This window comes from Veillonella sp. ZSJB6 (assembly GCF_051549505.1).
Classification (GTDB): Bacteria; Bacillota; Negativicutes; order Veillonellales; family Veillonellaceae; genus Veillonella.
On the sequence record NZ_JBPUGE010000001.1, the window covers coordinates 140,205 to 161,305 of the forward strand.

Below are 21,101 nucleotides of genomic sequence, written 5' to 3' on the forward strand. Positions count from 1 at the left end.
ACTTTATAAAGGTACATAAGTACTAAAATCAGTTTAAATGATAACTATTTAGTGAATACCTCAATATCAGAACAGTTTGTTAGGTAAGATATAAATTATAGGTTATCCATAAAAGTCTATTTTAGAGATGCTAATAAAATTGCCGATAGAAACACTTTTAAAATTTGTTGCGTAATTATATATTTTTTTGTAAAAGGATAATAAGTATGCTAAATGATAAGATTGTAAATAAAGAATTTAAAGTGTCTGATGCTACATTAGAAATAGAACGTGAGATTAACGAATTAATTTCTGAATTACTTAAATTATTATCATTGTATAAGCCAGAAGTAATATTAAAAAAATTTAGTGAAGAAGAAATCGGTAGATTATTTAGAAATAAAATACAGGGAATTTGGGATTCAAATGAATTACACCGATATACTGAGTATATACAAAGCCTATTGGTGTCAACTTCATTGAAATTTGAAAATTTAGAGTTAGAAGAAGATAGCTTTAAAAATCTAAAAAATCATCTTGATCGAATTTTTGAATTAACTGATACGTATTGGTTTACATTTAAGACAAGTGATAGCCATCTAGAAAAGGATTCAACTCTTTCTTTAGATATTATTGAAGCACAATTTATGTATCATGTTAGAGGTGATAGATATCCTGTGTTAGATAAGGAATATTTGCAATTATTATTAGAGGCACATGAAGATATGTTTAAAGAGCTATTTCAGATGTCAGTTGAATCAATTATTAGTGGATTTGAAGCCTTAAAAAAATCACTATATGATGATTTTAACCGTATTCCTATCGAAATGCTTAAGGAGTGGAAACGATTTAAAGATTTAAGTAAAAAGAAACAATTGGAATATTTTGAAAAAAAAGATTCAAATGAGGAGATTATTCGTATTAGTGAGTTATTAGGTGGTTTTAAAAGATTTGAGGTTAAATCAACAACTAATTGGACAGATTTATTTGTAAATTCTTTAGCTTTTAATTTGTCTGAAGATAATAAATTTGCTAATCATACTCGTTATAAATATTGGCCTATAGTTGACCTACCAATTAAACAGAGACCTTTTATTATTTTAAATGATATAGTATATTGTTTCGATTATTATTCATTTGTAGATAATTTTTATAGAGCCTTACAAAAAATGGTGAAAAGAATTAAACCTGAATACAAATGGTCAGATGTACAAATGTATGCTAGTGAATCTGCTATAGTTAAAGTCTTTAAAGAAATTTTACCTGCTTGTAGTATATATCAATCTAATTATTATAGATCTACCGATTGTAATGATTATGTCGAAAATGATGTATTAATTCTTTATAATGATATTGGCTTTATAATAGAGGTTAAAGCAGGGAGTTTTGTTTACACGGCTCCATTTGAAGACTTTTCACAACATATAGAGTCTTACAAAAGTTTACTAGAAAAGGCATCTAAACAAGCATCGAGAATGCAAAATTATATAGGTGAATTACCTTGTAGGAATATAAAGGTAACAAATAGCGATCATAGTAATGTGATTGACATTAATCTTAGTAGGATTAAAAAACTGTATAAAATAGCTGTAACAGTAGAGCAAATGACTACTATGACTGCTAAAAGTGATAAAGTAGCTTTTTTACAAAATATGAAAGATATATGGTGTATTTCAATAGTAGACCTATTAACAATAAAACATATAATTAAATCACCATGTGTATTTTTAGATTTTATCCAAAATAGATTTATTGCATTAAAAAATGATTCTTTATATTTTAATGATGAATTAGATCATCTTGAAGCTTATATGATGAATTCAAACTATAATAAAAGATTATTGTTAAATGGTGGAAAAACCAAAGTTATGGCTATTAACGGACATAAAAATATTGATCAATATATGATGTTTTTAAATGAAAATTTTCCACAAAAGATAGATAAGGGGTTTAATTTTCCTAATATTTATAGAGAAATATTAAATGTTGAGACTGGAATTGTAAGTGATAATAAACTTTGTGTTTTACGCTATATATTATCTTTTTCTAGAGAACATAGAAATTTATTAGGAAGAGCCTATATGTATATTAAAAGAGAGAATTTATGGAATAAACTTTGTTATATTGAGGGGTTAAATTTAAAAGTTATCTTACAAATGAATGGAAATGTCAATTTAGTAGGATTTGAAAATCGTTGGGGCTTTAATAATAATAGAATTTTAGAAATTGAATGTGATAAATTAGGTAATATAGTAGATTATAATTGTTATTCATCCAATTCCACTATTGATGTAGAAGTTTCTCATATTATAACAAATGAAGATTTAATAAATATTAACGGTTCTACAAGTGAAAGAAATGATTATTGTCCATGTGGTAGTAGTAAAAAATATAAAAAATGTTGTGGTCGATTTGCATAAAACTAAATACCAAATTATATCGATATGGTTTAATAAGTTTAATTATTTAGAATTTCTTTATTATCGTATGCATCACAATGTTAGCTAAGAAAATAATTAGTAATTTATAAAGGCAAAATTTATTCTTATAATGACTTACTTAGCCATAGTTTTACAATAAATGCTAACATCGTGGATGTTAAAATCCTAGAAGCTTATTTTATAATATCTATTAATGATTTGAGCATTCCTAATAATGTGTATGAAGTGTATAATACAGAGGGGCAACAAGAGGCATCTACTGTTGTATTAATCTACGATAGTAGGAGCCTTTTTAATTGGTTTTCATGAAAACTCTTTATTCTACTTGTATAATACTTCCATTAGTCTAATGAGAGGGTAGATATAGATGAGAGATACTGCAAAACAAATTATAAATTACTGGTACACACTTGAATGCTTGCAACCGAAAGATGTTCCACCATATAAAGCGATCTCAAATCGCAATTATGATGAACTCATAGTTCATATTGAGAATAAGACTAATACTAGTAAAACCACTATTTACCAACAGTCTGTAATAAAAAACTGTTGGAAAAATCCAAATTCACGTGTTTCTACGTATGTAGTCCCATTGCCAAATTATTCTTATAATTACTCTATTATCGATAGGATTAAGTGTTTCAAAGATGAAAAAGACTACGTGTTAGATGATGAACATGCTGTTCTTTTGGGGGTAGTCAAAGGGACTGAAGTATTAGAAGCTTTTATTGATAAATTAGAAATTGAATATCCGGAAAAGCCATATCACGGGAATGTATATAGTGCATCGTTTGTCGTTGATTCAAATGGATACTATAAAAAGGGGAGCCTTCAAATTGCTCCGTTTATTTGGGTGATTTATCAGATGATGTGTCAGCCTGATATAGAGTTTAAAGATATTAAGCTTGATGGTTGGGATGAGGTTGTTAAAGACATCGAGAATAGTTTTAATCTTCCTGAGGAAAAGGTGTCGCTTGATAAGGCTGCACGTGAGATCAATGCGTATCTACAAGAGAATATCTTAAAGCCTATGGGGGTTAACCTATTCCGTGCTGGCGATATTTATGGATACTGTGGCTTTACGGCAGAGGAGATTCAGCTTGTTAAGGCTGAGACAATGCCTATTAATGATTTAAAATCTAGCTTTTTCCTTGATGATCTACAGTTAGTATTACATCATATTGATACATTAAAGGATAATGATAAGGTATTGTCTTATATCAATAGTCTTAATCAAGAAATTGAGCATTATGATTTGTTGAAAGATACAGATCAAATGCGTAAGTGGTATAATCCGAAGGTTTTACCATATGGTAGATGGCCTTCAAAGTTTAATTTATCCTTTATGCAGCAAATTGCTGTTAATATTGCTAAGGAGAACCCTAAAGATATCTTTTCTGTTAATGGACCTCCTGGTACAGGCAAAACTACATTATTAAAAGATATAATTGCTAATAATATTGTTGAACGTGCTGCTAAGTTTTGTGAAAGCAATCATTTAAACGATATATTCGAAAAGGTTGTGGGTCAAGATGGAAAATCCTTTTACTATACTATACCTAGTGATATTGCCATATATGGTATGTTGGTGCTTTCATCAAACAACAAGGCTGTTGAAAATATTACCTTAGAATTACCGAATATCTCTTCTGTGGAAGAGGGAACCAATGGCTCTACCTTGTTTAATCCTGATTCGAGTAATCAACAGGTTGATTTATCTTACTTTACTGAGGATAAGAATTATGAATATGTTAAATCTAATGAGGTATATTTTACGTTTTTAGCTGATCGTTTAGCAAAGAGTAATGAACAATGGGGATTAATTTCTGCTAGACTTGGTAAGAAAGCTAACATTACTAACTTTATGTCTGTATTAAATGTATTATCTTCAGATATGTCCTCTATTATGCGTATACCTAATGTTCAAGATGCTTTTGAAAGTGCTAAAAAACAGTTTCAGGAACAATATGACCTTGTAAAAGCATTATTTAGTTATGTAACAACATATGAAGATAATATTAAATTAGTTCAGGAGCTAAAATTTAGAATTGATGAATTACAAGAGGAAATTCATACAATCGATGAAGAATTAAGTGAATATGATACCTTAGACGATGATTTATTGAAGTTGATTGAGCATAAAAATAATATTGAGACTAAATTAATAGAGTATAATGCTAAACGCTCTATTTTTGATAAGCTGTGGCACGCTACTAATTGGTCTATTTTAAAAGCTATGGGTAACCCTACATTGTTATCGGTAATTGAAGAGGAGACTACAAAGCTTCATACTGTTAAAGACCAATTGTCTGCATTACATCAGTTAGTCAATGAGCGCGAATCCATAATTAATACGAAAGATGGCCTATTATCTGATATTAAAAATCTTGATGCTACTGTTCAAGGTGTAGAGAAAACACAGCAAGAGATTTTAGGTACATTAAAATCTAGTGGTAAAGATACGATATATTGCTTTGATGATATAGCATCAAAGTTAATGTCATCTGATGAGGACCGCTCAGAGGCACACACTGCGTTCTTATATGTGTGTAACTATTTAAATGAAAGTAGAGAACGCTTATTGTATGATGCCTTACAAGTACAAAAGACTATCGTTATGAGTGATGCTTTTAGAAACAATATGCAATTACTATGTAAGTATTGGGGTTCATTAAATGAAAAGAAAAATTTACAGAAAAACTTTGACCTTGATGTGATTTTCCCTGCATTACTTAATTCCTTGATGATTGCCGTGCCTGTTATTTCTTCTACTTTTGCTGCTGTGGAGAGATTCTTGATTAACTGTAAATCTGAAAGCTCGTTAGGTACCATCATTATTGATGAGGCAGGACAAGCGTCACCTCATATGCTTGTAGGGGCATTGTTCCGCGCACAAAAGGCAATAGTAGTTGGTGATCCAAAACAGATTGAACCTGTACAAACTGTGCAGGACTTGTTTGTAGAAAGAATTGGTGGCGAAGGTATTGGTAAATATCGGAGTAAAGAACTATCTGTACAAAGCTTAGCTGATGCACAAAATCCATTTGCAGGCATTATCAAAAACCTTGATGGGTCTGAGTCGTGGGTAGGGTGTCCGCTTGTTATTCATAGACGTTGTAAAGATCCAATGTTTACAGTTGCCAATGAGTTATCTTATGGTGGATTTATGATTAATAAGACCATAAATCTCAAAGATCCTATTGAGCCATACAAAGAGAGCTGCTGGATAACATATGATGCAAGTAATATTGGTTCAAGCACTGGTAAAGATAGATATATACAAATACAAGGTCAAATTGCATTTGAATTAATTCAAAAGTTACGAGCAAGAAATACTAAGTTTAAAGATATCTTTATTATTACACCATTTACTACTGTTTCGTATGGTTTTAAAAAGTATATGGAATCCATTAGTGATGATATTGTCAACTGGACAGATAAAGATAATAAGAGCAGTTGGTTAAAGGATAATATCGGGACTGTTCATACCTTCCAAGGTAAAGAAGCTAAAGTAGTTATTTATATGCTGGGCTGCCAAAGTGATGGTTCTGCTAATGGCGCAATTAAATGGGTTAATGCAAATAATGTAAATGTAGCTTTTACAAGAGCAAAAGAATATGTATATGTTATTGGTGATGCTACTAAATGGGCGGAACTCAATAAAAATCTTGCATTCGCACAACGGTACCTGCCTATATATAATCTAGAGGATATTTAAGTTAACAAATTTTGCCCTCTATTATAAATCGTTAGATTGTTGGATGCTGCATAATATATCTGTAAAGACTAAATACCACAAAGGTTTATATAAACAAAATAGGGAATGAAATCTTTAGATTTCTTTCCCTATTTAGATATGATATAATTTATATTAAAGTGATGTATAAATGGTTTGGTCGCCAGACTTCGCTTCTAGATTTATTGAATTGAAGAAACGGTCTGACTTCTATATCGGGCCTTTTTTTCATACCACGATTAGAAAGCTAGCTTTCAGCTAGAGGTCAATCACTTTGCTGCCATGATAATGGTCGCTACAAGTATACCAAAGGAAATCATTAACGATAACACTTTGAATGTACTCATATTGATCACCGCCAATCTCTAGAAGATTAGCAAAGGCTGGACCCATTTAGAGGCCTCAAGTTCAATATAGTGCTGTCAATTATAAAAGTAAAGAGATAAGAGGTTCCTAATAATCACCTAGGTGACTATTAGGAACCTCTTTCATTTTGTAATTATTTTCATCGATATCTTTATATTATGTTACAATACAATTAATATCACTATTTTATGGAGAGATGTATATGTTAAAACGATTATTACTAAGTGCTGTAATATTAAGTGCTGTTAGTGTATCTAGTTATGCTATTGATGTGAATATTCCTGGTGCAGATCCAAGTATTGCTAAGGATGTGTATGTACAGGGGGTATATAGTACTGAAAATATTAAGAATGCTTATGATGTAGAAACTAGAAGGATAATAGATTCGACTATATCGAAAAAGGGAGTATCTAAAGGGTTTGGTACTGCTGTTAATGATGATGAAGTTGAATCCTTTAAAAATGATTTATACTCTATCAAGCGTCGTCAATTTGACAGTAATACAATTGTGAATTTACATAATAATGATGGTGGACTATCGGTTACATTTCCATTTAGCGCAATACAGAAAGAGGCTATAACTGATTTTCCTAATTCAAATGCTCATTATTTAGTAGAATCACCTATGATTGCTGCAGGTATTATTGAAAATAAAACACCAAATACTACCGATAAAACAGATGTAGCTTTTAAATATGACGGCCTTAGTAAAGGTTATTTGAGAAAGACCACCCTTAGCGGAGCTATTGAGATGGATATTATTGGTTTAAAATTTGAGCTGAGTAAATATCCAAATCAAGAGTATTTTGTTGTCCTTTATCCGCGTGCAACGGAGCTTGTCACATCCAATGATATTAATACAATAATGGCTAATTATGTAGTACCATCAATCTATTCGCTTCAAGATCTAGATGATTATAGCAAGGTTGAGACATATAAAACATATTCCTTCAGGGTACCAAAAACAGCTGTAAAAGCAAAGAATATAAATGAAAAATTGGATGGAGTAACTTTTACAATTGATAAAGATATAAATCAACAAATTCGCATTGAACCTAATTATGAATCTGAAAAAGGTATATTTAGTACAATTAATGAGATTCGTATATTAAATAAGATTGATAATAAGTCTGCAGAGTTGTTTGGTGTATCTGGGGCTAAAATGATAACAAAGGGATTCCATACTTATGTGTGGAATGATGGCATACCAGGGTTATTACTAGATCTTGAACTAGATAATCAACAAGGTATGTTGATGTTTATTACATATGATGAAAGCCATAAGTATGTAAACACAATACAATACCCGTTAAATAATGGGGTATATAGTAAAGCTCAGTTACGTAAATTAATTACTGATGTAAAATTATCGGGTACAGGGAATATGTATAAAGGAGATGTTTGGATTATTTAACAATCTCTTTTAACAACAAAACAGGGAAAGAAATCCTTAGATTCCTTTCCCTGTTTAGATATGATATAATTTATATCAAAGTGAGGCATAAATGGTTTCGACGCCAGACTTCGCTTCTAAAGTAAAAAATTGAAGAAACGGTCTGACTTTCAATGTCGGGCCTTTTTTCATGCCACGATTAGAAAGCTAGCTTTTAGCTAGAGGTCAATCACTTTGCTGCCATGATAATGGTCGCCACAAGTATGCCAAAGGAAATCATGAGTGATAACACTTTGAATGTACTCATATTGATCACCGCCAATCTCTAGATGATTAGCAAAGGCTGGACCCATTTAGAGGCCTCAAGTTCAATATAGATGTGTAAATAATAAAAGTAAATAGATTAGAGGTTCCTAATAGTCACCTAGGTGACCAATAGGAACCTCTTTCGTTTTGTAATTACTTTCATAAAAACAAAGTGACTATGTTACAATACAATTAATATTAGTGTTTAGTGGGGGAGATATTTATGAAACGTTGTATTACATTACTAAGTTTAGGTTTGTGTTTAGCTGGGTCGATGTTTTCACACGCTAACGATATTAGACCTCTCATACATGTTACAAATGTACATAATGGCCAATATGATGAGGCGTTAGATGCAATTACAGATACCAAGTTTTATGGACCGTATCAATTCCGAGTATTAAAAGAAGCGGTAGAAACAAAAGGTGAAACAAAGGATATAGACGGGAGGGTGTTTAGAACCTCTGAAGATGTCTTTATGCATGTTAAAGCTAGATCTATTGATAATACAAGTACCTCTTTAGATAAAGAAATTGAAAATATTGTTAAAGATAGAACGGTTCCTGAACCTACTGTAAAGATGGTATTGCCTATTAAGTATGATGTAATAGAGGTCAATAATGATGGTGTGCGCAGTTTACTAGCCGAATTTATGTATGGCTGGCCACTACATAATAGGACAGACATGGTATTAGTTACTGATTATGAGGATACTCGTTACTATTATAAGTTGCAGTTTTATAGAGACAAGTTACCAAATGGTGTTCGCATTGAGCAGTTGCGCCAAATGATTATGGATGCGCAGTTTAGTTATAAATAAGTGATATCGGATTAGAATAATAAAGTAATCATACATAAAAGAGGTTCCTAATTGTCACCGTAGTGACGCATAGGAACCTCTTTTATCGGGCAAGTAATTTATATAGTTATTAAACTATTACAGAATGCTTTTACCCATAGGGAATACAGTTTTGCCGAATACTTTATTAACAAGTACAGCACCGGAACCGTAGAAGCCCAATAAGGAGATGAATAATTCAGACCATGCTGCAAGAGCAAAGAAGCCTGTTTTGCCGCCTAAGAATAGGTCTGTTGCTAGGCCGAAGAATAGGAAGCAGATAAGTAGCATAATAGCGAATACAACTTTGTTTGTTTTCAAAGATGCAATAGTACCAAAGATAGAGAAGATTAAGAAGCCCACAAATGCGAATGCCAATTGTGTTACATCGAAACCTTTTTGAATTTCAGCCCCGAAGGAGCCCATTTGGATCAACCAAACGCCAGCCATTGCAGACCAGAATAAACCGTATGCACCGAATACAACAGATCCGAACGGATTATTTTTCTTGAAATCAAAATAGCTTGCAATTAATTGGGCCAAAGAACCTAATAAAACAGCCCAAGGTATAATAACAGATGTTGTTGGGCCAGACCAGCCTACGCGGGACGTGGATACCACAAAACATACAATAGCTAAACCTAGTAGACCAAGACCTGTAGGATCTGCTACATTTTCACTCATTTCAACTTTTCTTTCTTCGTTTTCCATTTGTTCCTCATTTCTCCGTGGGGGACAACTAACTACAACCATACAGTAAATAGTCACATGATTTTATGCTGTCATCTCCTGTTTAATACACTAGCTATCGAATTGACAGCGTACCTATGTGAAAGTACTGCCTCATAAATGTAACATATATCACATTTTTAAGACAATAGATTTGGAATAATATCTATGCGTAAAAAGTATAACGTGAAAATTGAAATAAAGTTAAGAAAATAAAAGAAAAACCGCGAAAAATGAGGAGTCTAATATTTTAATTCCCATTTTTCTACGGTTTTAAATCTAAAATCGATTGATTTATATGTATTTGTTATAGGTTAATATTACTTACCAGTAAATAATCTTTTAATTAAATCTGGTTTCATATGTTGTACAATTACAATTGATATAGCAATTGTAAAAGCTATTAAAAAAGATTCTTTTGCGAAGCTAATGGAAATAGTTTCTTGTCCCATTAACATATAATAAATGGAGCGATAAAAACTAAGTCCTGGTAATAAAGGGAACAAGCTAGTCATTAGGAAGACTATAGCAGGGCATTTTCTTTTAACTGCCAGTACTCTTGAAGAAATGGTAATGATAAAACCACTGATGAATATGGAGAGCATAACATTAGACTGTAGTGAAGATAATGTTAAGAACAAGAACCATGAGATGAATCCTAATATTGTACAATCGATAAAATGTTGTTTAGCTACACGGAATAAGATTGCAAATGCTGTAGTACCAATACCAGCCATTATACTACGCATAAACATAGAGGTTAAGGAATTAGTATCTAAATTAGAGGTATAAAGAGGAATCATTTGTGTATTAAATAGTAATGATTGAACGGTTGCAACCCCTACAGCCATTGAGATACAGGTAAGCAACGCGCCCATCATAAGGGTTATTCCTGTATTATAATTATTCTGGCTATACTCTCTAATAGCATTGACGAAAGGAACTCCGGGAACAATGTCAATCATGGCTCCTAGTAATATAACTGATAGGTTGGAGCCTAATTCAAAGTGGATAAAGAGATTACCCAATAAGGCTATTAGAATACTGCCTAAAATAGTAATCAATACATCAGATCTAAGTATGCGTTTAATGGTACACAAATAGATACCTAGTACCAAACCTATAATACCGGCAATTATAGAGTCTGTTATAGAGCTACCAATTGCATAGCTAAAGCCTGAAGCTCCTAACGTATAAGCTGCTAATCTCCAAAAAATAGAATAGTCTGACATGGTATCAATTTGATTAAGTTCACTTATAATCTCCTCAATAGTAATATTTTTTTGTGTTATACGTCGGGAGAGGGCGTTAACAGATTCAATTTTACTGAGGTTAATATCGACTTCAGGAACGTTATAAATACGAGTAATTTCAGTTCCATCAGCTTTTTTCGCAGTTGCAAAAATACCTCTATTGGATACATAGGCTTCTAAATCTTTAAAATCCATAGCTCGTGCTATGTAGTTCATAGTATCCTCTGTACGACTGATTTCAGCACCACTACTAAGAAGTATTTTCCCAGCTTTTAATATAATTTCTAATTCTACACTGGTCATTATTTCCTCATTACTCATTTTATCGTATTGTTATTTTTATTAGACTCTTTTGTTAATTTACTTTTAGGTGAATCAGCTTGTTTTGAGTCTTGCTGTTCTTGTAGACTATTGATATTTTCATGCATTAATTCTTCATCTATTGTGAGATGCTCTTCTACATAGTCTTTTAAGTCTTCAACCGTTTCTGTATTTGAAAGTATCTCTTTTGCTACATCATGAATATCTTCTTTTAGTGCTTTTGTATCTGCTTGACTAATATCACCTAATGTATGGAATAGTTCACGTTCTTCTTCTGATAGTGTTTTGTGAGGACTATGTTTTTTTAGTGATAAATGAAGCATTTTTCTTCGGAATAGTGTTTCCATGATAATGTCTTTACGATCACGAAGCCATCCATAAATAAGAATAAGTAGTAGTAATATTCCCATATAACCGAGAATCGGATAGAGGATAGCAATTAAAGCTTTAAAACCAAAGAAGCTACAAATATATCCTAAGGTTACTACAGCAATAATAATAGTTCGCATTCGTTTAATACTGCCGTTAGCAAAACGTCGAGCAATAGAATAAAAAAGAGAGAATGCAGTGTTAAAAATAAGTGAGAAGACTGTGATGGCATATATGAATGCTAGCCACGGGTGAATTTGATTAGCAATAGCAAGAATTGGTAAATCTGCATCTTTTATTGTATCTAGATTGGCAAAAATAGAGACAGCAGCTATAAAAACGACTAATCCGACTAATATGCCACCACGAGTACCACCTTTTTCAGCAATACCAATACGAACAACAGAACCACCCAAAATAAAGGCCATAGAAACAGCTGTCATAGCACATAGAGAATAATAATTAATGACAGAGAGCCATACATTGCTTGTAGCTGGTTTGATTGTGCGGGCTATAGTATCTAACGCAGTCCAATCATGACTTTTACCAATAAAAGAGTAACCTGTAATGATGAATATCATTACAATCATAATAGGTGTAAAAACACCTAGAACACTGGTAATTTTATCAAAGTCCATAAATGATACGACCATAATTAAAAGTGAGCAAATTAATCCGCCAGTCCAAAAAGGAAGTCCAAATTGTTGTTCTAAGTTTGATCCTGCACCGGCTATCATAACGAAACCCATAATAAAACTACCAGCGATTAAAACAAAATCAAGTATTCTTGTAATAATTGGATGAGAAATCTGTGCAAAAACTTCTTCGTGGTTGTCTGCACGATAATAGCATCCCAAAGTGAGCATAATTTTACCGAACACAGCATTTAATAGACCTAGTAATAGAACTCCAATGAGACCAATTTGACCAAAGCTAATAAAATACTGTAAAAGGTCTTGTCCGCTAGAGAGACCAGCACCAACTATAACACCTATATAGGCAAATGCAATTTTCCATGATTGATGTATCATATGTTCCTCCTTTCAAATATATTATTCAACATAATTTATAATTATATCATAAATTTAAATATCATACAATTAGATTGAGAGATGTGAATGAGTGCGCCCTAGATGAGTATTGGGGTTACAAGGGGTATAGAATATAAAAAATAGCATCAAAGATAATAATATCTATAAATTAGATATTATTAGTAGATCTATAGTTAAGGTCTTATCTTTGGTGCTAATTTCTCTTTATTTATTAAGTTTTTCTATAATCGTAGTAACATCCTCTGCTTTGCGGGCAATGTGTGTTACACCTAGTTCTTGGTGGAGAGATTCTTCTCTAAAGCCCCAGGTAACACCGATGCAAAGTAGACCAGAGTTTTCTGCAGTAGCTACGTCAACTTCAGAGTCACCTACATAAATAGATTCTTCTGGTGTAGAGCCTAGTTCTTTTAATGCTTGGAGTACCATATCTGGTGCTGGTTTACGTTGTAAGCCTGGTCTTTCACCGATGGCAACAGGTAAGCGATCACCAAAGTACTCTTTATTAAGTGGTGTTACACCTTCTTGGATTTTATTAGATACGATAGCTAATTTATAACCTTGCTCACGCAATACATCAAGCATATCTAGAATGCCTGGGTAGGGAGCAGTTGTATCTTTTAGATGCTCACCATAGTAAGCTTTGAATTCTTCAATGTATGGCTCTAATTCGTTATCTGCTACAGAACTTGGTAAACATTGACGCATTAAATAAGTTACTGCATTACCGAGTGCTGCTTTTACCTCTGCTAGAGATTTTTCAGGGAAGTTATGTGTACGTAGTACATGATTTACAGCATTAGCTAAATCTGTAGCTGTATCGAGTAATGTGCCGTCGCAATCAAAAACGATGGTTGTATATTTCATAGGGACCTCCAAATGTAATTATTAACTATTCTATTATATGACAGACGGAGAAAATTTTCATAAAAAATTAGACTATGTTACAATTAACGTACTATAGTTGAGAGCTTTGAAACTGGAGAGGTATATGATTCGTAAAACAATAGTATTTTCAATATATATCAGCTTAATTACTACTTTAGTAGGGGCTGTTGATGTTAATATTCCTGGTGCTGATCATAGAATTCCTATAAATGCTTATGAAAGTTATATACATAGTGATTCTTCAATTAAAAGCATACAAGAAGGAGCATTAAGAGACTTTCAAAAAAGCAAAGAGTATGATAAAACTAAGCAACTGTACATAGAAAATGGCCTGTCTGAAAAAGAGGCTGAAACAGTTATTCGACAAAGCTATGTAGGTCCCCTTAATCTGTATGAGGGGCAAACAGAGGTTATTGATCATAGTGGCAAGGGGATTCGTTTCCTTGTACCTTATATGAGTTATTATAAGGTACAGAAGCATAATATGACTGATAAATATATAGGGTATGAACTTTTCTCTCATAATATGACAACAGGCTTAATTGTTGAAAATAAGCAGAATTGGCAAAGTTCTGATTATATGGGAAAGCCATTTAATTCGATTACGGAAGAGGATTTACGTAAAGATTATAAACGACCTACAAACATAAAAGAGTTTGAATCGATTTCTTATAAACCAGAAGATATCCACGGAGCGAGTTTTTCGTATATTGGTTTAACTGATAGTTACTGGGATTCTTTGTATGCCGAAATTAAGAAAAATAATAAAGATCAATTTTACTCTAATTTAAGCTTTGCTTTTGATAATGATTCGACGATTCGATATCATGTAGGTATAACTGAAGCTAAGCGAGATATGGGGCAGGTAATTAGTCCTATACTGGTTAATTATGTGTTACCATCTATAAAACCACTAACAGATAGCAATGTATATTCTCATACAACAAAAATAGACGGTGAAAATTTTATTTATCGTATTCTTAATGATGCAAAAGTTAGTGCTACTTTTGCCGATTTTAAAAGTGGTTTATTTTATAAAAGTCCTTCTGGTATAACACAAACTATCTTTATAGATTTCATAGCTAAGGAACGGGGAACTGATTCTATTGCGCTAGCCAGCTTTATGGATGAGGTGATTATGAATGCAGTTCAATTCCCTGAAGGCTATGTCCATTTCTCTAAACGCATTGTATGGAATGATGGTGTACCAGGTATTCTAGTGGAACAAGAGAAAGCTAATAAAGAGGGGAGAATGATATTTTATATTCAGGACGGAACAACAGCTTTAACTAGTATATTGAGTTATAATAGAAATATGTCTTATACTAAAGAACAACTTCGTAATATGATAACTGATGTTAAGTTAGTTACTATTCCTGAGAAATTCAAGGGTAATGTTGATCTTGCTAATATTGATGATATAGTAAAAAAAGATTTGGAGAAGTAGTATGACTGAAATACAAGCTCTTTTATTGATAAAATCTATTCTTGAATCCGCAGATATTCACGGTATTGAACATATTTTAAGTGAAGATTGTGAGTACATGTCCACAGGTCGTGGTATTATTGGGCGCAATCGAAATGAAAGTATTGAGTTTTTATCCTCTATGACTGAGTCTATTAAGGCCGATAATGTGCCTGTTACGTGCAAGGTCATGCATATTACCGATGTGTACGAGGAGGATGCACTATTCCATGAGGGCCGTCACGGTTTAACAGTTTCTTATGAAAGCGGCGATAATTATGTGTACATGATTTTTGTAGACGTAAATGATGAAGGTCTTGTAGACCGTATCGTTTCTAGCCAAGAAAATTATAGCATTGAGTATGATGATCTTCGCTTTGGTGACGATGAAAGTGAATATGCTTTTATTTCTGCACCAACTACTGTTAAAGATTGGATTACAGCCCTAAGCATGTGGCTTGAAACTGCGAATGTCGATGTAGATGATTTCTATCAATATATCGATGAAGACACGCGCGTTGTATTCCAAAAGGGTGATTCTGAATCTATAACTCTGGAAAGCGGCCTTGATGTAGAGGATTACTTTGATCAATTAATGAACCAACACTTTGATGCAGTGCCTCATATCATTCGCGATGAAGAAGATGGTCTTATTTTAACCTATGGTCCTATGAGTGCTATTGCCACACTCAATGAAGAAGGTGCACTAGCACTTATCAGTATCTATATCGACACACGAGATGAAGACGAAGCTACTGATGAAGTTGGCTACATCGAAGAGGACTTAACGAAGGACACTATTATAGAAGAGGATCTATATTAGTCGATACTACTTTTTTGATAGATCTAATTTAATTACGATTAATAGATAAAATAAAAACTACCAGTTAAACATATATCTTTTAAACAGACCTTCTACTATGGAAGGATAAGCCACTAGATATTATGAATAACTGGTAGTTTTTTGTATTATTTACATTTCGTCATTGTCTTTAATAAGTCCAGCTTTTTTCTTTTTCCAGTAGGAGTAGTAGAATGGCAAGATTATGATGCAGCCGCCTAGACCCCAAAGTAATTGGTTGGTTTGAGCTTGGGCGAGCATCCATAAAGATGTGCCGATAGCGATGACTGGGATTAAATAGCCCCCAGGGATTGTGTAAGACCGAGCTTTGTCTGCCCATTTACGACGGAAGATAATAACAGCCAAACATGTTGGTAGGTATTGTGTAAAACGAGAAACCGCACTGATGGCTGCCAGAGTTGTAAAGGAACCAGACCATGCAAGTAATACACTGGCAATGGCAGTAACAATCGCTGCTACATATGGTGCATTGTAACGATTACGTTTTGCTAAAGCACTTGGTAGCATGCCATCTTCAGCCATGGATGTAGCCACACGAGGAGCATAGTAAGCTTCCGCAAAGTTGATACCACCCATAGAGATTAAGGTACCTACTAATACGATATACATACCAACAGGACCAACGATCACATTGAATGCATCTTGTACTGGAGCCTTAGTATTTGCTAAATCTGTACCAAGTACACCAATAGATACGGCAAGGATTGCCATATAAAGGACAGATACGAGAAGCATACACATGATAATAGCACGTGGTAAATTCTTTTTAGGATTTTTCATATCCTCTGCAGCAATGGCAATAACTTCAAATCCTGTATAGGCAAAGAATAGAAGAACCGCAGCTTGCGCAAATGATCCATCTACATATACATCTTGAGGGAAGACTGGTGTAAAGTTCGCTCCATTAATAAAGAAGATACCAATTGCAATGAATAGAGCAAGAGGGACTAATTTAGAAATAGTGATTAAGTTGTTAACGAATTTAGATACGTTAACACCAAAGATGTTTACAATGGTAAGACCTACAATCAAGATGAATGAAATGACATCCTTGGCAAAATCACCACTTAACGCTGGTACAGCAGCACCTAATGCGGTAGCAAAGCCAACGGCCATGGCTGCCCAGGCAATAACGGTTACAATCCATTTTAAAACGCCTACTTCAAAGGCCCAAAAGTCACCTAATGCGTGTTTTGCATATAGATAAGGGCCACCATTACGTGTAAATAGGCTAGCTGCCTCTGCAAAGCAAAGGGCGATACAGCCTGCAATAACAGCGTCAAATAGCAGGACGCCTAAACTAGCTGAACCAATTATAGAATACGCTTTATTTGGTAGTAGGAAAATACCTGTCCCTACAATACCATTGATGCCTAGGAGTACAATACTCCAGAAGCCAAATTTTCCTGTTTCTTTCATAATAAAACCTTCCTACTATTTAGTTATATTTTCTTGAGCTGCTGTTACAAAGGCAGCAAATAAACGCTTTGCATTCTCATCAGTTTCAGACATCATTTCTGGATGGAATTGGCATGCTACTAACCAAGGATAGGAAGAGTCCTCTAATGCCTCTACAGTACCATCCTTAGCTCTAGCTACTACTTGTAAACCTTTACCAACATGCTTTACTGTTTGATGATGATGAGAATTTGTAATCCATGTAGAGCGGCCAATTGCACTAGCTAATTTTGATTCAAACTCAATGTCTACTGTATGAGTCCCAAGAGAAGGTGTTTGGTTTTGTGAATGTTTAATCGTACAGTTTTCGTCATACTTCAAATCTTGGTATAGAGTGCCACCACGATATACATTTAAAATTTGAATGCCTCGGCAGATACAAAAGATAGGAATTTGTTTTTCTTCCGCTGCTTTCAGTAATGCAAAATCGAATTGATCTCGTTCTGGAAATACGTCGCCCAAGCCTTGTAATGGTTCCTCACCGTAATTTAGTGGAGATACATCATGGCCACCAGATAATAATAGGGCATCTAGTTTTGCTACTGTTTCGCGAGCCACGTCAAGATTTTTAGTGAATGGAATAATTACTGGAATGCCACCAGCTTCCTCAATAGAACGTGGATAGTCTTGATTTACGTAGGAACGCAATAAATCTACGTAAGCACCACTAGTATCCCGTAAGATATTGCCCGATACACCAATGAATGGTTTTGTCATAATATCACCTCATATGTGTAAAAATTTGTACAATTAGTATAGTTTAAGTATATCAAATATTCGTGAATAAATAATACTACTATTGTAATTAATTATAAAACTTATACATTCTAAAATATGTTAACATTGTTACATTTTCTGGAATTCATATTAGTTTTATAGGGATAATTATATTTGTATATGTTTTATTAAAAACATGGTATGATAGATTACGAATAAACTGTACGGGAGGTTTACTATGGTCTTTCTTACATCCTTACAGAGCATTATACCAATTGTACTGCTTATATCGTTGGGATATATATTAAAAGGGCGAGGAATGTTTCACCCTATATTTAGTGGTAATCTATCTAGATTTATCATGTCTGTTGCGTTACCAGCCGGTGTATTCGTATCTGTATTGCATCATCTACATACATCGGATTTATGGGATCTTCGATATGGAATGCTAGCCGTTACATTAACCTATGTAATTGCGTATATCGTTGCTTTTATCATGATGAAAGTACTGAAAGTACCTCGAGGTAGGCGTGGTATTTTTATAAATATGGTAGTTAATGATAACTGCTTATTTATTGGATTGCCAGTGCAAATCGCCCTCTTTGGTCAAGATGCTCTACCATATTTCTTGTTATATTATATCGGTAACACTATTTCAGTATGGATGGTAGGGGTATTCCTTATAGAATTAGATCCACTGCCTAATGTCGAATTAAGTTTTAGTAATAATAAATCTGATAGTATAAGGAATAGCACAATAGCTACAGAAACAAAGCGTAAGAAGTTTAAATTTGATTTGAAGAAGTTATTACCTCCACCATTGTTAGGGTTCTTTGTAGCATTGATATTCTTATTCTTTGAAATTCCGTTAGCACCAATTTTGCATACTACATTAAATTACTTAGGTGATATGGTAACACCATTATCTTTGATTTATATTGGTATTGTACTTCATGATGCAGGGCTTCAAAGTATGAGACTTAATAAGGATTCCATTGGTGGAATCATAGGTCGTTTTGTAATTTCACCGATTATCATGTTCTGTGTCATTATGGGCTTGCAATATGGAGCCGGTATCGTCCTAGAACCAATAGCAATCATTACCTTTGTTGTGCAATCGGCGGGTCCCGTTATTGCGGTATTACCAATCGTAGCCAATGAATCGAAATCTGACTTGCCATTTGCTACAGGGCTTGTCATGATTAGTACAATACTATTTGTGGTAGCTATACCAATTATTATGGAAATCCTAACTATGATAGGCATAACTACATAAAATAAGGAGAAGGTTAAATTCCTTCTCCTTATTTTTATGATACTGTGTATGGTTAATGTATTACCTCATCTATATAAAACTTTGTACCTGCAATATTGATACAAGTATAAAGAGTTTATATTCTGTAAGAAGTTTAACAACTCTTCTACACTCTATGATTAGCTGTATCAAATAATATATTTATAATAAAATTTTAAATAAAATTGATAAAAAATTAATAATTAGATATAATATTTGTTAAATTGAGAGCTAGTATATAGAGGAGAGTATTTATGAATTGGAAACGAGTAATAACGTTAGGTCTTTTAGGTATTACATTAGGTGTGGGACCGTCTTATGGGATTGATATTAATATTCCAGGTGCTTTTCCTCCTGCACCAGAAGATGCATATCAGCATTATCGGATAGATCCTAAAGTAACGCGCTTAATGGATCAGAGTATAGAAAAAGAAATACCTGCTATTCGAGCAAAAGACCCTAATTATGATAAGTCAAAGTTAGAGTCTGATATTTATGCTACTAAAGAATTAAATAATGCGATTATGTATTCACGGACAGTTTTAATTTTACGTGATAATGGGACAGATATAAAATTTACAGCTCCTTATGAAAGTGGTATAGGAATTGCAAGGTTAGATAATACAAAAGATGTCGTTAGAATGGGACGTATTTTTTCTCGAATTGCTCAATTAGGCTATGAAGTTCGCCCTCAACCAAAGGGTAATCTTTGGGAGAATACCAATATTGAATACAGTAAGCTAAATAGTGATATATTGCGTAAAGAATTTGAAGGGAGCAAAGGAGATATACGTCCTGATGGTTCTAAGATGTTAGGTAGTGGCACTTTTGCATATAAAGGCATCGAGAAGGCAACTTGGGATGTAATCAAATATGATTCAGATAATATAATAGGTACATTAAATTTTACACTCCCTACATCACCTACTAGAAGTTATCACATAGGCTATCAGATGAGTGGTCGTTTAAATCATAATGTTTTGAAAGATAATGAACAAGAAATCATGAATTCAACTATGGCACCATTAGTTAATACTATTTTGCCTTCTATCAAACCTGCATCAGCTATTTTAGAAAATACGACTCCAGTTAGTGTAGAAAACTTTACTTTCCAAGTATTTAAAAATAGTAAGCATATTGGTCGTGAGACTCTTAAGAATGGTGGCTATAAGATAAATTATTCTTCTGGAAATATAAAAGAAGAGATCATTGTTACTCCTTTGTCATCTGTAGATAACGTGAAAAAGCAAAATGTTTTATTTAACTATTTAAATGATTTTGTTTATACTGAATCGTTAAGTAAAAGGAAACCAATTCAATCGGCTACCGTTTGGAATGATGCTACACCAGGTGTGTATTTAGAGGTTGAAGGAGATAAATACACATTGTTTACTATGACTGTATATGACGACAATTATCGTTATACATATATGGTAAAGAAACCACACGATATTCATGTAAGTAATTATAAAATTAGAGATATGATACAATATGTGGATAATAAGAGAAATAAAACAAACTATAATAAGATAAAACTAGGTTTAGGTGTACCACCTGATGTTTTTGGTGATACAAAAATTTTCAATAAATAGTATCTATATAGGTAGTATAAAAAGAGGACTGGCTTAAATATGAAC

Annotated in this window: 16 protein-coding genes; 8 read left to right on the forward strand and 8 right to left on the reverse strand. The window is 33.2% G+C overall.

Features of this window, described 5'->3' with window-relative positions; genetic code table 11:
- Window positions 1-206 precede the first annotated feature (206 nt).
- Window positions 207-2,399, forward strand: coding sequence for an SEC-C domain-containing protein (locus ACSV5T_RS00655; protein ID WP_438319980.1), 2,193 nt, complete (start codon window positions 207-209; stop codon window positions 2,397-2,399).
- A 388-nt stretch (window positions 2,400-2,787) separates the two neighbouring features.
- Window positions 2,788-6,138: an AAA domain-containing protein gene (locus ACSV5T_RS00660; RefSeq protein WP_438319981.1), complete on the forward strand. Its 3,351-nt coding sequence runs from the start codon at window positions 2,788-2,790 to the stop codon at window positions 6,136-6,138.
- A 276-nt stretch (window positions 6,139-6,414) separates the two neighbouring features.
- On the opposite strand, the gene ACSV5T_RS00665 is transcribed toward ACSV5T_RS00660, so the two are convergent.
- Window positions 6,415-6,549 (reverse strand): hypothetical protein, encoded by a 135-nt coding sequence (locus tag ACSV5T_RS00665; protein WP_438319982.1) that lies wholly within the window; start codon window positions 6,547-6,549, stop codon window positions 6,415-6,417.
- Between the two features lie 175 nt (window positions 6,550-6,724).
- Between ACSV5T_RS00665 and ACSV5T_RS00670 the strand changes: the two genes are divergently transcribed.
- On the forward strand, window positions 6,725-7,936 hold the full coding sequence (locus tag ACSV5T_RS00670) for a hypothetical protein (protein WP_438319983.1): 1,212 nt from the start codon (window positions 6,725-6,727) through the stop codon (window positions 7,934-7,936).
- A gap of 197 nt (window positions 7,937-8,133) precedes the next feature.
- Here the strand turns inward: ACSV5T_RS00670 and ACSV5T_RS00675 are convergent, their stop codons facing one another.
- Window positions 8,134-8,268, reverse strand: a complete 135-nt coding sequence (locus ACSV5T_RS00675; RefSeq protein WP_303931476.1) for a hypothetical protein — start codon at window positions 8,266-8,268, stop codon at window positions 8,134-8,136.
- Window positions 8,269-8,444: 176 nt separating this feature from the next.
- Here ACSV5T_RS00675 and ACSV5T_RS00680 point away from each other — a divergent pair, with 176 nt between their 5' ends.
- Window positions 8,445-9,041, forward strand: a complete 597-nt coding sequence (locus tag ACSV5T_RS00680; RefSeq protein WP_438319984.1) for a hypothetical protein — start codon at window positions 8,445-8,447, stop codon at window positions 9,039-9,041.
- A 117-nt stretch (window positions 9,042-9,158) separates the two neighbouring features.
- Here the strand turns inward: ACSV5T_RS00680 and ACSV5T_RS00685 are convergent, their stop codons facing one another.
- The 4 genes from ACSV5T_RS00685 to ACSV5T_RS00700 all read right to left on the reverse strand — a co-directional run bounded on the left by ACSV5T_RS00685 (window position 9,159) and on the right by ACSV5T_RS00700 (window position 13,647).
- Entirely contained in the window at window positions 9,159-9,770 is a 612-nt protein-coding gene (locus ACSV5T_RS00685; protein WP_438319985.1) for an acetate uptake transporter, read from the reverse strand.
- Between the two features lie 338 nt (window positions 9,771-10,108).
- The gene (locus tag ACSV5T_RS00690) at window positions 10,109-11,344 is read right to left on the reverse strand and encodes a threonine/serine ThrE exporter family protein (RefSeq protein ID WP_438319986.1); all 1,236 of its coding nucleotides are present in this window, start codon (window positions 11,342-11,344) and stop codon (window positions 10,109-10,111) included.
- A 14-nt stretch (window positions 11,345-11,358) separates the two neighbouring features.
- Complete coding sequence (locus ACSV5T_RS00695; protein ID WP_438319987.1) at window positions 11,359-12,762, reverse strand: YkvI family membrane protein; 1,404 nt, start codon at window positions 12,760-12,762, stop codon at window positions 11,359-11,361.
- Between the two features lie 225 nt (window positions 12,763-12,987).
- Window positions 12,988-13,647, reverse strand: coding sequence for an HAD family hydrolase (locus ACSV5T_RS00700; RefSeq protein ID WP_438319988.1), 660 nt, complete (start codon window positions 13,645-13,647; stop codon window positions 12,988-12,990).
- A 124-nt stretch (window positions 13,648-13,771) separates the two neighbouring features.
- Here ACSV5T_RS00700 and ACSV5T_RS00705 point away from each other — a divergent pair, with 124 nt between their 5' ends.
- Together ACSV5T_RS00705 and ACSV5T_RS00710 are read left to right on the forward strand one after the other, a co-directional pair.
- On the forward strand, window positions 13,772-15,115 hold the full coding sequence (locus ACSV5T_RS00705; protein WP_438319989.1) for a hypothetical protein: 1,344 nt from the start codon (window positions 13,772-13,774) through the stop codon (window positions 15,113-15,115).
- Window position 15,116: 1 nt separating this feature from the next.
- On the forward strand, window positions 15,117-15,956 hold the full coding sequence (locus ACSV5T_RS00710; RefSeq protein ID WP_303929991.1) for a hypothetical protein: 840 nt from the start codon (window positions 15,117-15,119) through the stop codon (window positions 15,954-15,956).
- 150 nt (window positions 15,957-16,106) lie between these two features.
- Here the strand turns inward: ACSV5T_RS00710 and ACSV5T_RS00715 are convergent, their stop codons facing one another.
- Together ACSV5T_RS00715 and ACSV5T_RS00720 are read right to left on the reverse strand one after the other, a co-directional pair.
- Entirely contained in the window at window positions 16,107-17,414 is a 1,308-nt protein-coding gene (locus ACSV5T_RS00715; RefSeq protein WP_105089368.1) for an APC family permease, read from the reverse strand.
- A gap of 15 nt (window positions 17,415-17,429) precedes the next feature.
- The gene (locus tag ACSV5T_RS00720) at window positions 17,430-18,170 is read right to left on the reverse strand and encodes a gamma-glutamyl-gamma-aminobutyrate hydrolase family protein (protein ID WP_438319992.1); all 741 of its coding nucleotides are present in this window, start codon (window positions 18,168-18,170) and stop codon (window positions 17,430-17,432) included.
- Window positions 18,171-18,408: 238 nt separating this feature from the next.
- On the opposite strand from ACSV5T_RS00720, the gene ACSV5T_RS00725 reads away from it, so the two are divergent.
- Entirely contained in the window at window positions 18,409-19,446 is a 1,038-nt protein-coding gene (locus tag ACSV5T_RS00725; protein WP_438319994.1) for an AEC family transporter, read from the forward strand.
- A 272-nt stretch (window positions 19,447-19,718) separates the two neighbouring features.
- The gene (locus ACSV5T_RS00730) at window positions 19,719-21,056 is read left to right on the forward strand and encodes a hypothetical protein (protein WP_438319995.1); all 1,338 of its coding nucleotides are present in this window, start codon (window positions 19,719-19,721) and stop codon (window positions 21,054-21,056) included.
- Window positions 21,057-21,101: the final 45 nt, after the last annotated feature.

What these genes read in the sequence shown, in the direction of transcription:
- ACSV5T_RS00675 (WP_303931476.1), bottom strand. Translation starts at nt 8,268, where the DNA reads ATGGGTCCAGCCTTTGCTAATCATCTAGAGATTGGCGGTGATCAATAT.
- ACSV5T_RS00685 (WP_438319985.1), bottom strand. Translation starts at nt 9,770, where the DNA reads ATGGAAAACGAAGAAAGAAAAGTTGAAATGAGTGAAAATGTAGCAGAT.
- ACSV5T_RS00665 (WP_438319982.1), bottom strand. Translation starts at nt 6,549, where the DNA reads ATGGGTCCAGCCTTTGCTAATCTTCTAGAGATTGGCGGTGATCAATAT.
- ACSV5T_RS00710 (WP_303929991.1), top strand. Translation starts at nt 15,117, where the DNA reads ATGACTGAAATACAAGCTCTTTTATTGATAAAATCTATTCTTGAATCC.
- ACSV5T_RS00690 (WP_438319986.1), bottom strand. Translation starts at nt 11,344, where the DNA reads ATGACCAGTGTAGAATTAGAAATTATATTAAAAGCTGGGAAAATACTT.
- ACSV5T_RS00725 (WP_438319994.1), top strand. Translation starts at nt 18,409, where the DNA reads ATGGTCTTTCTTACATCCTTACAGAGCATTATACCAATTGTACTGCTT.
- ACSV5T_RS00655 (WP_438319980.1), top strand. Translation starts at nt 207, where the DNA reads ATGCTAAATGATAAGATTGTAAATAAAGAATTTAAAGTGTCTGATGCT.
- ACSV5T_RS00660 (WP_438319981.1), top strand. Translation starts at nt 2,788, where the DNA reads ATGAGAGATACTGCAAAACAAATTATAAATTACTGGTACACACTTGAA.
- ACSV5T_RS00730 (WP_438319995.1), top strand. Translation starts at nt 19,719, where the DNA reads ATGAATTGGAAACGAGTAATAACGTTAGGTCTTTTAGGTATTACATTA.
- ACSV5T_RS00720 (WP_438319992.1), bottom strand. Translation starts at nt 18,170, where the DNA reads ATGACAAAACCATTCATTGGTGTATCGGGCAATATCTTACGGGATACT.
- ACSV5T_RS00695 (WP_438319987.1), bottom strand. Translation starts at nt 12,762, where the DNA reads ATGATACATCAATCATGGAAAATTGCATTTGCCTATATAGGTGTTATA.
- ACSV5T_RS00670 (WP_438319983.1), top strand. Translation starts at nt 6,725, where the DNA reads ATGTTAAAACGATTATTACTAAGTGCTGTAATATTAAGTGCTGTTAGT.
- ACSV5T_RS00715 (WP_105089368.1), bottom strand. Translation starts at nt 17,414, where the DNA reads ATGAAAGAAACAGGAAAATTTGGCTTCTGGAGTATTGTACTCCTAGGC.
- ACSV5T_RS00705 (WP_438319989.1), top strand. Translation starts at nt 13,772, where the DNA reads ATGATTCGTAAAACAATAGTATTTTCAATATATATCAGCTTAATTACT.
- ACSV5T_RS00680 (WP_438319984.1), top strand. Translation starts at nt 8,445, where the DNA reads ATGAAACGTTGTATTACATTACTAAGTTTAGGTTTGTGTTTAGCTGGG.
- ACSV5T_RS00700 (WP_438319988.1), bottom strand. Translation starts at nt 13,647, where the DNA reads ATGAAATATACAACCATCGTTTTTGATTGCGACGGCACATTACTCGAT.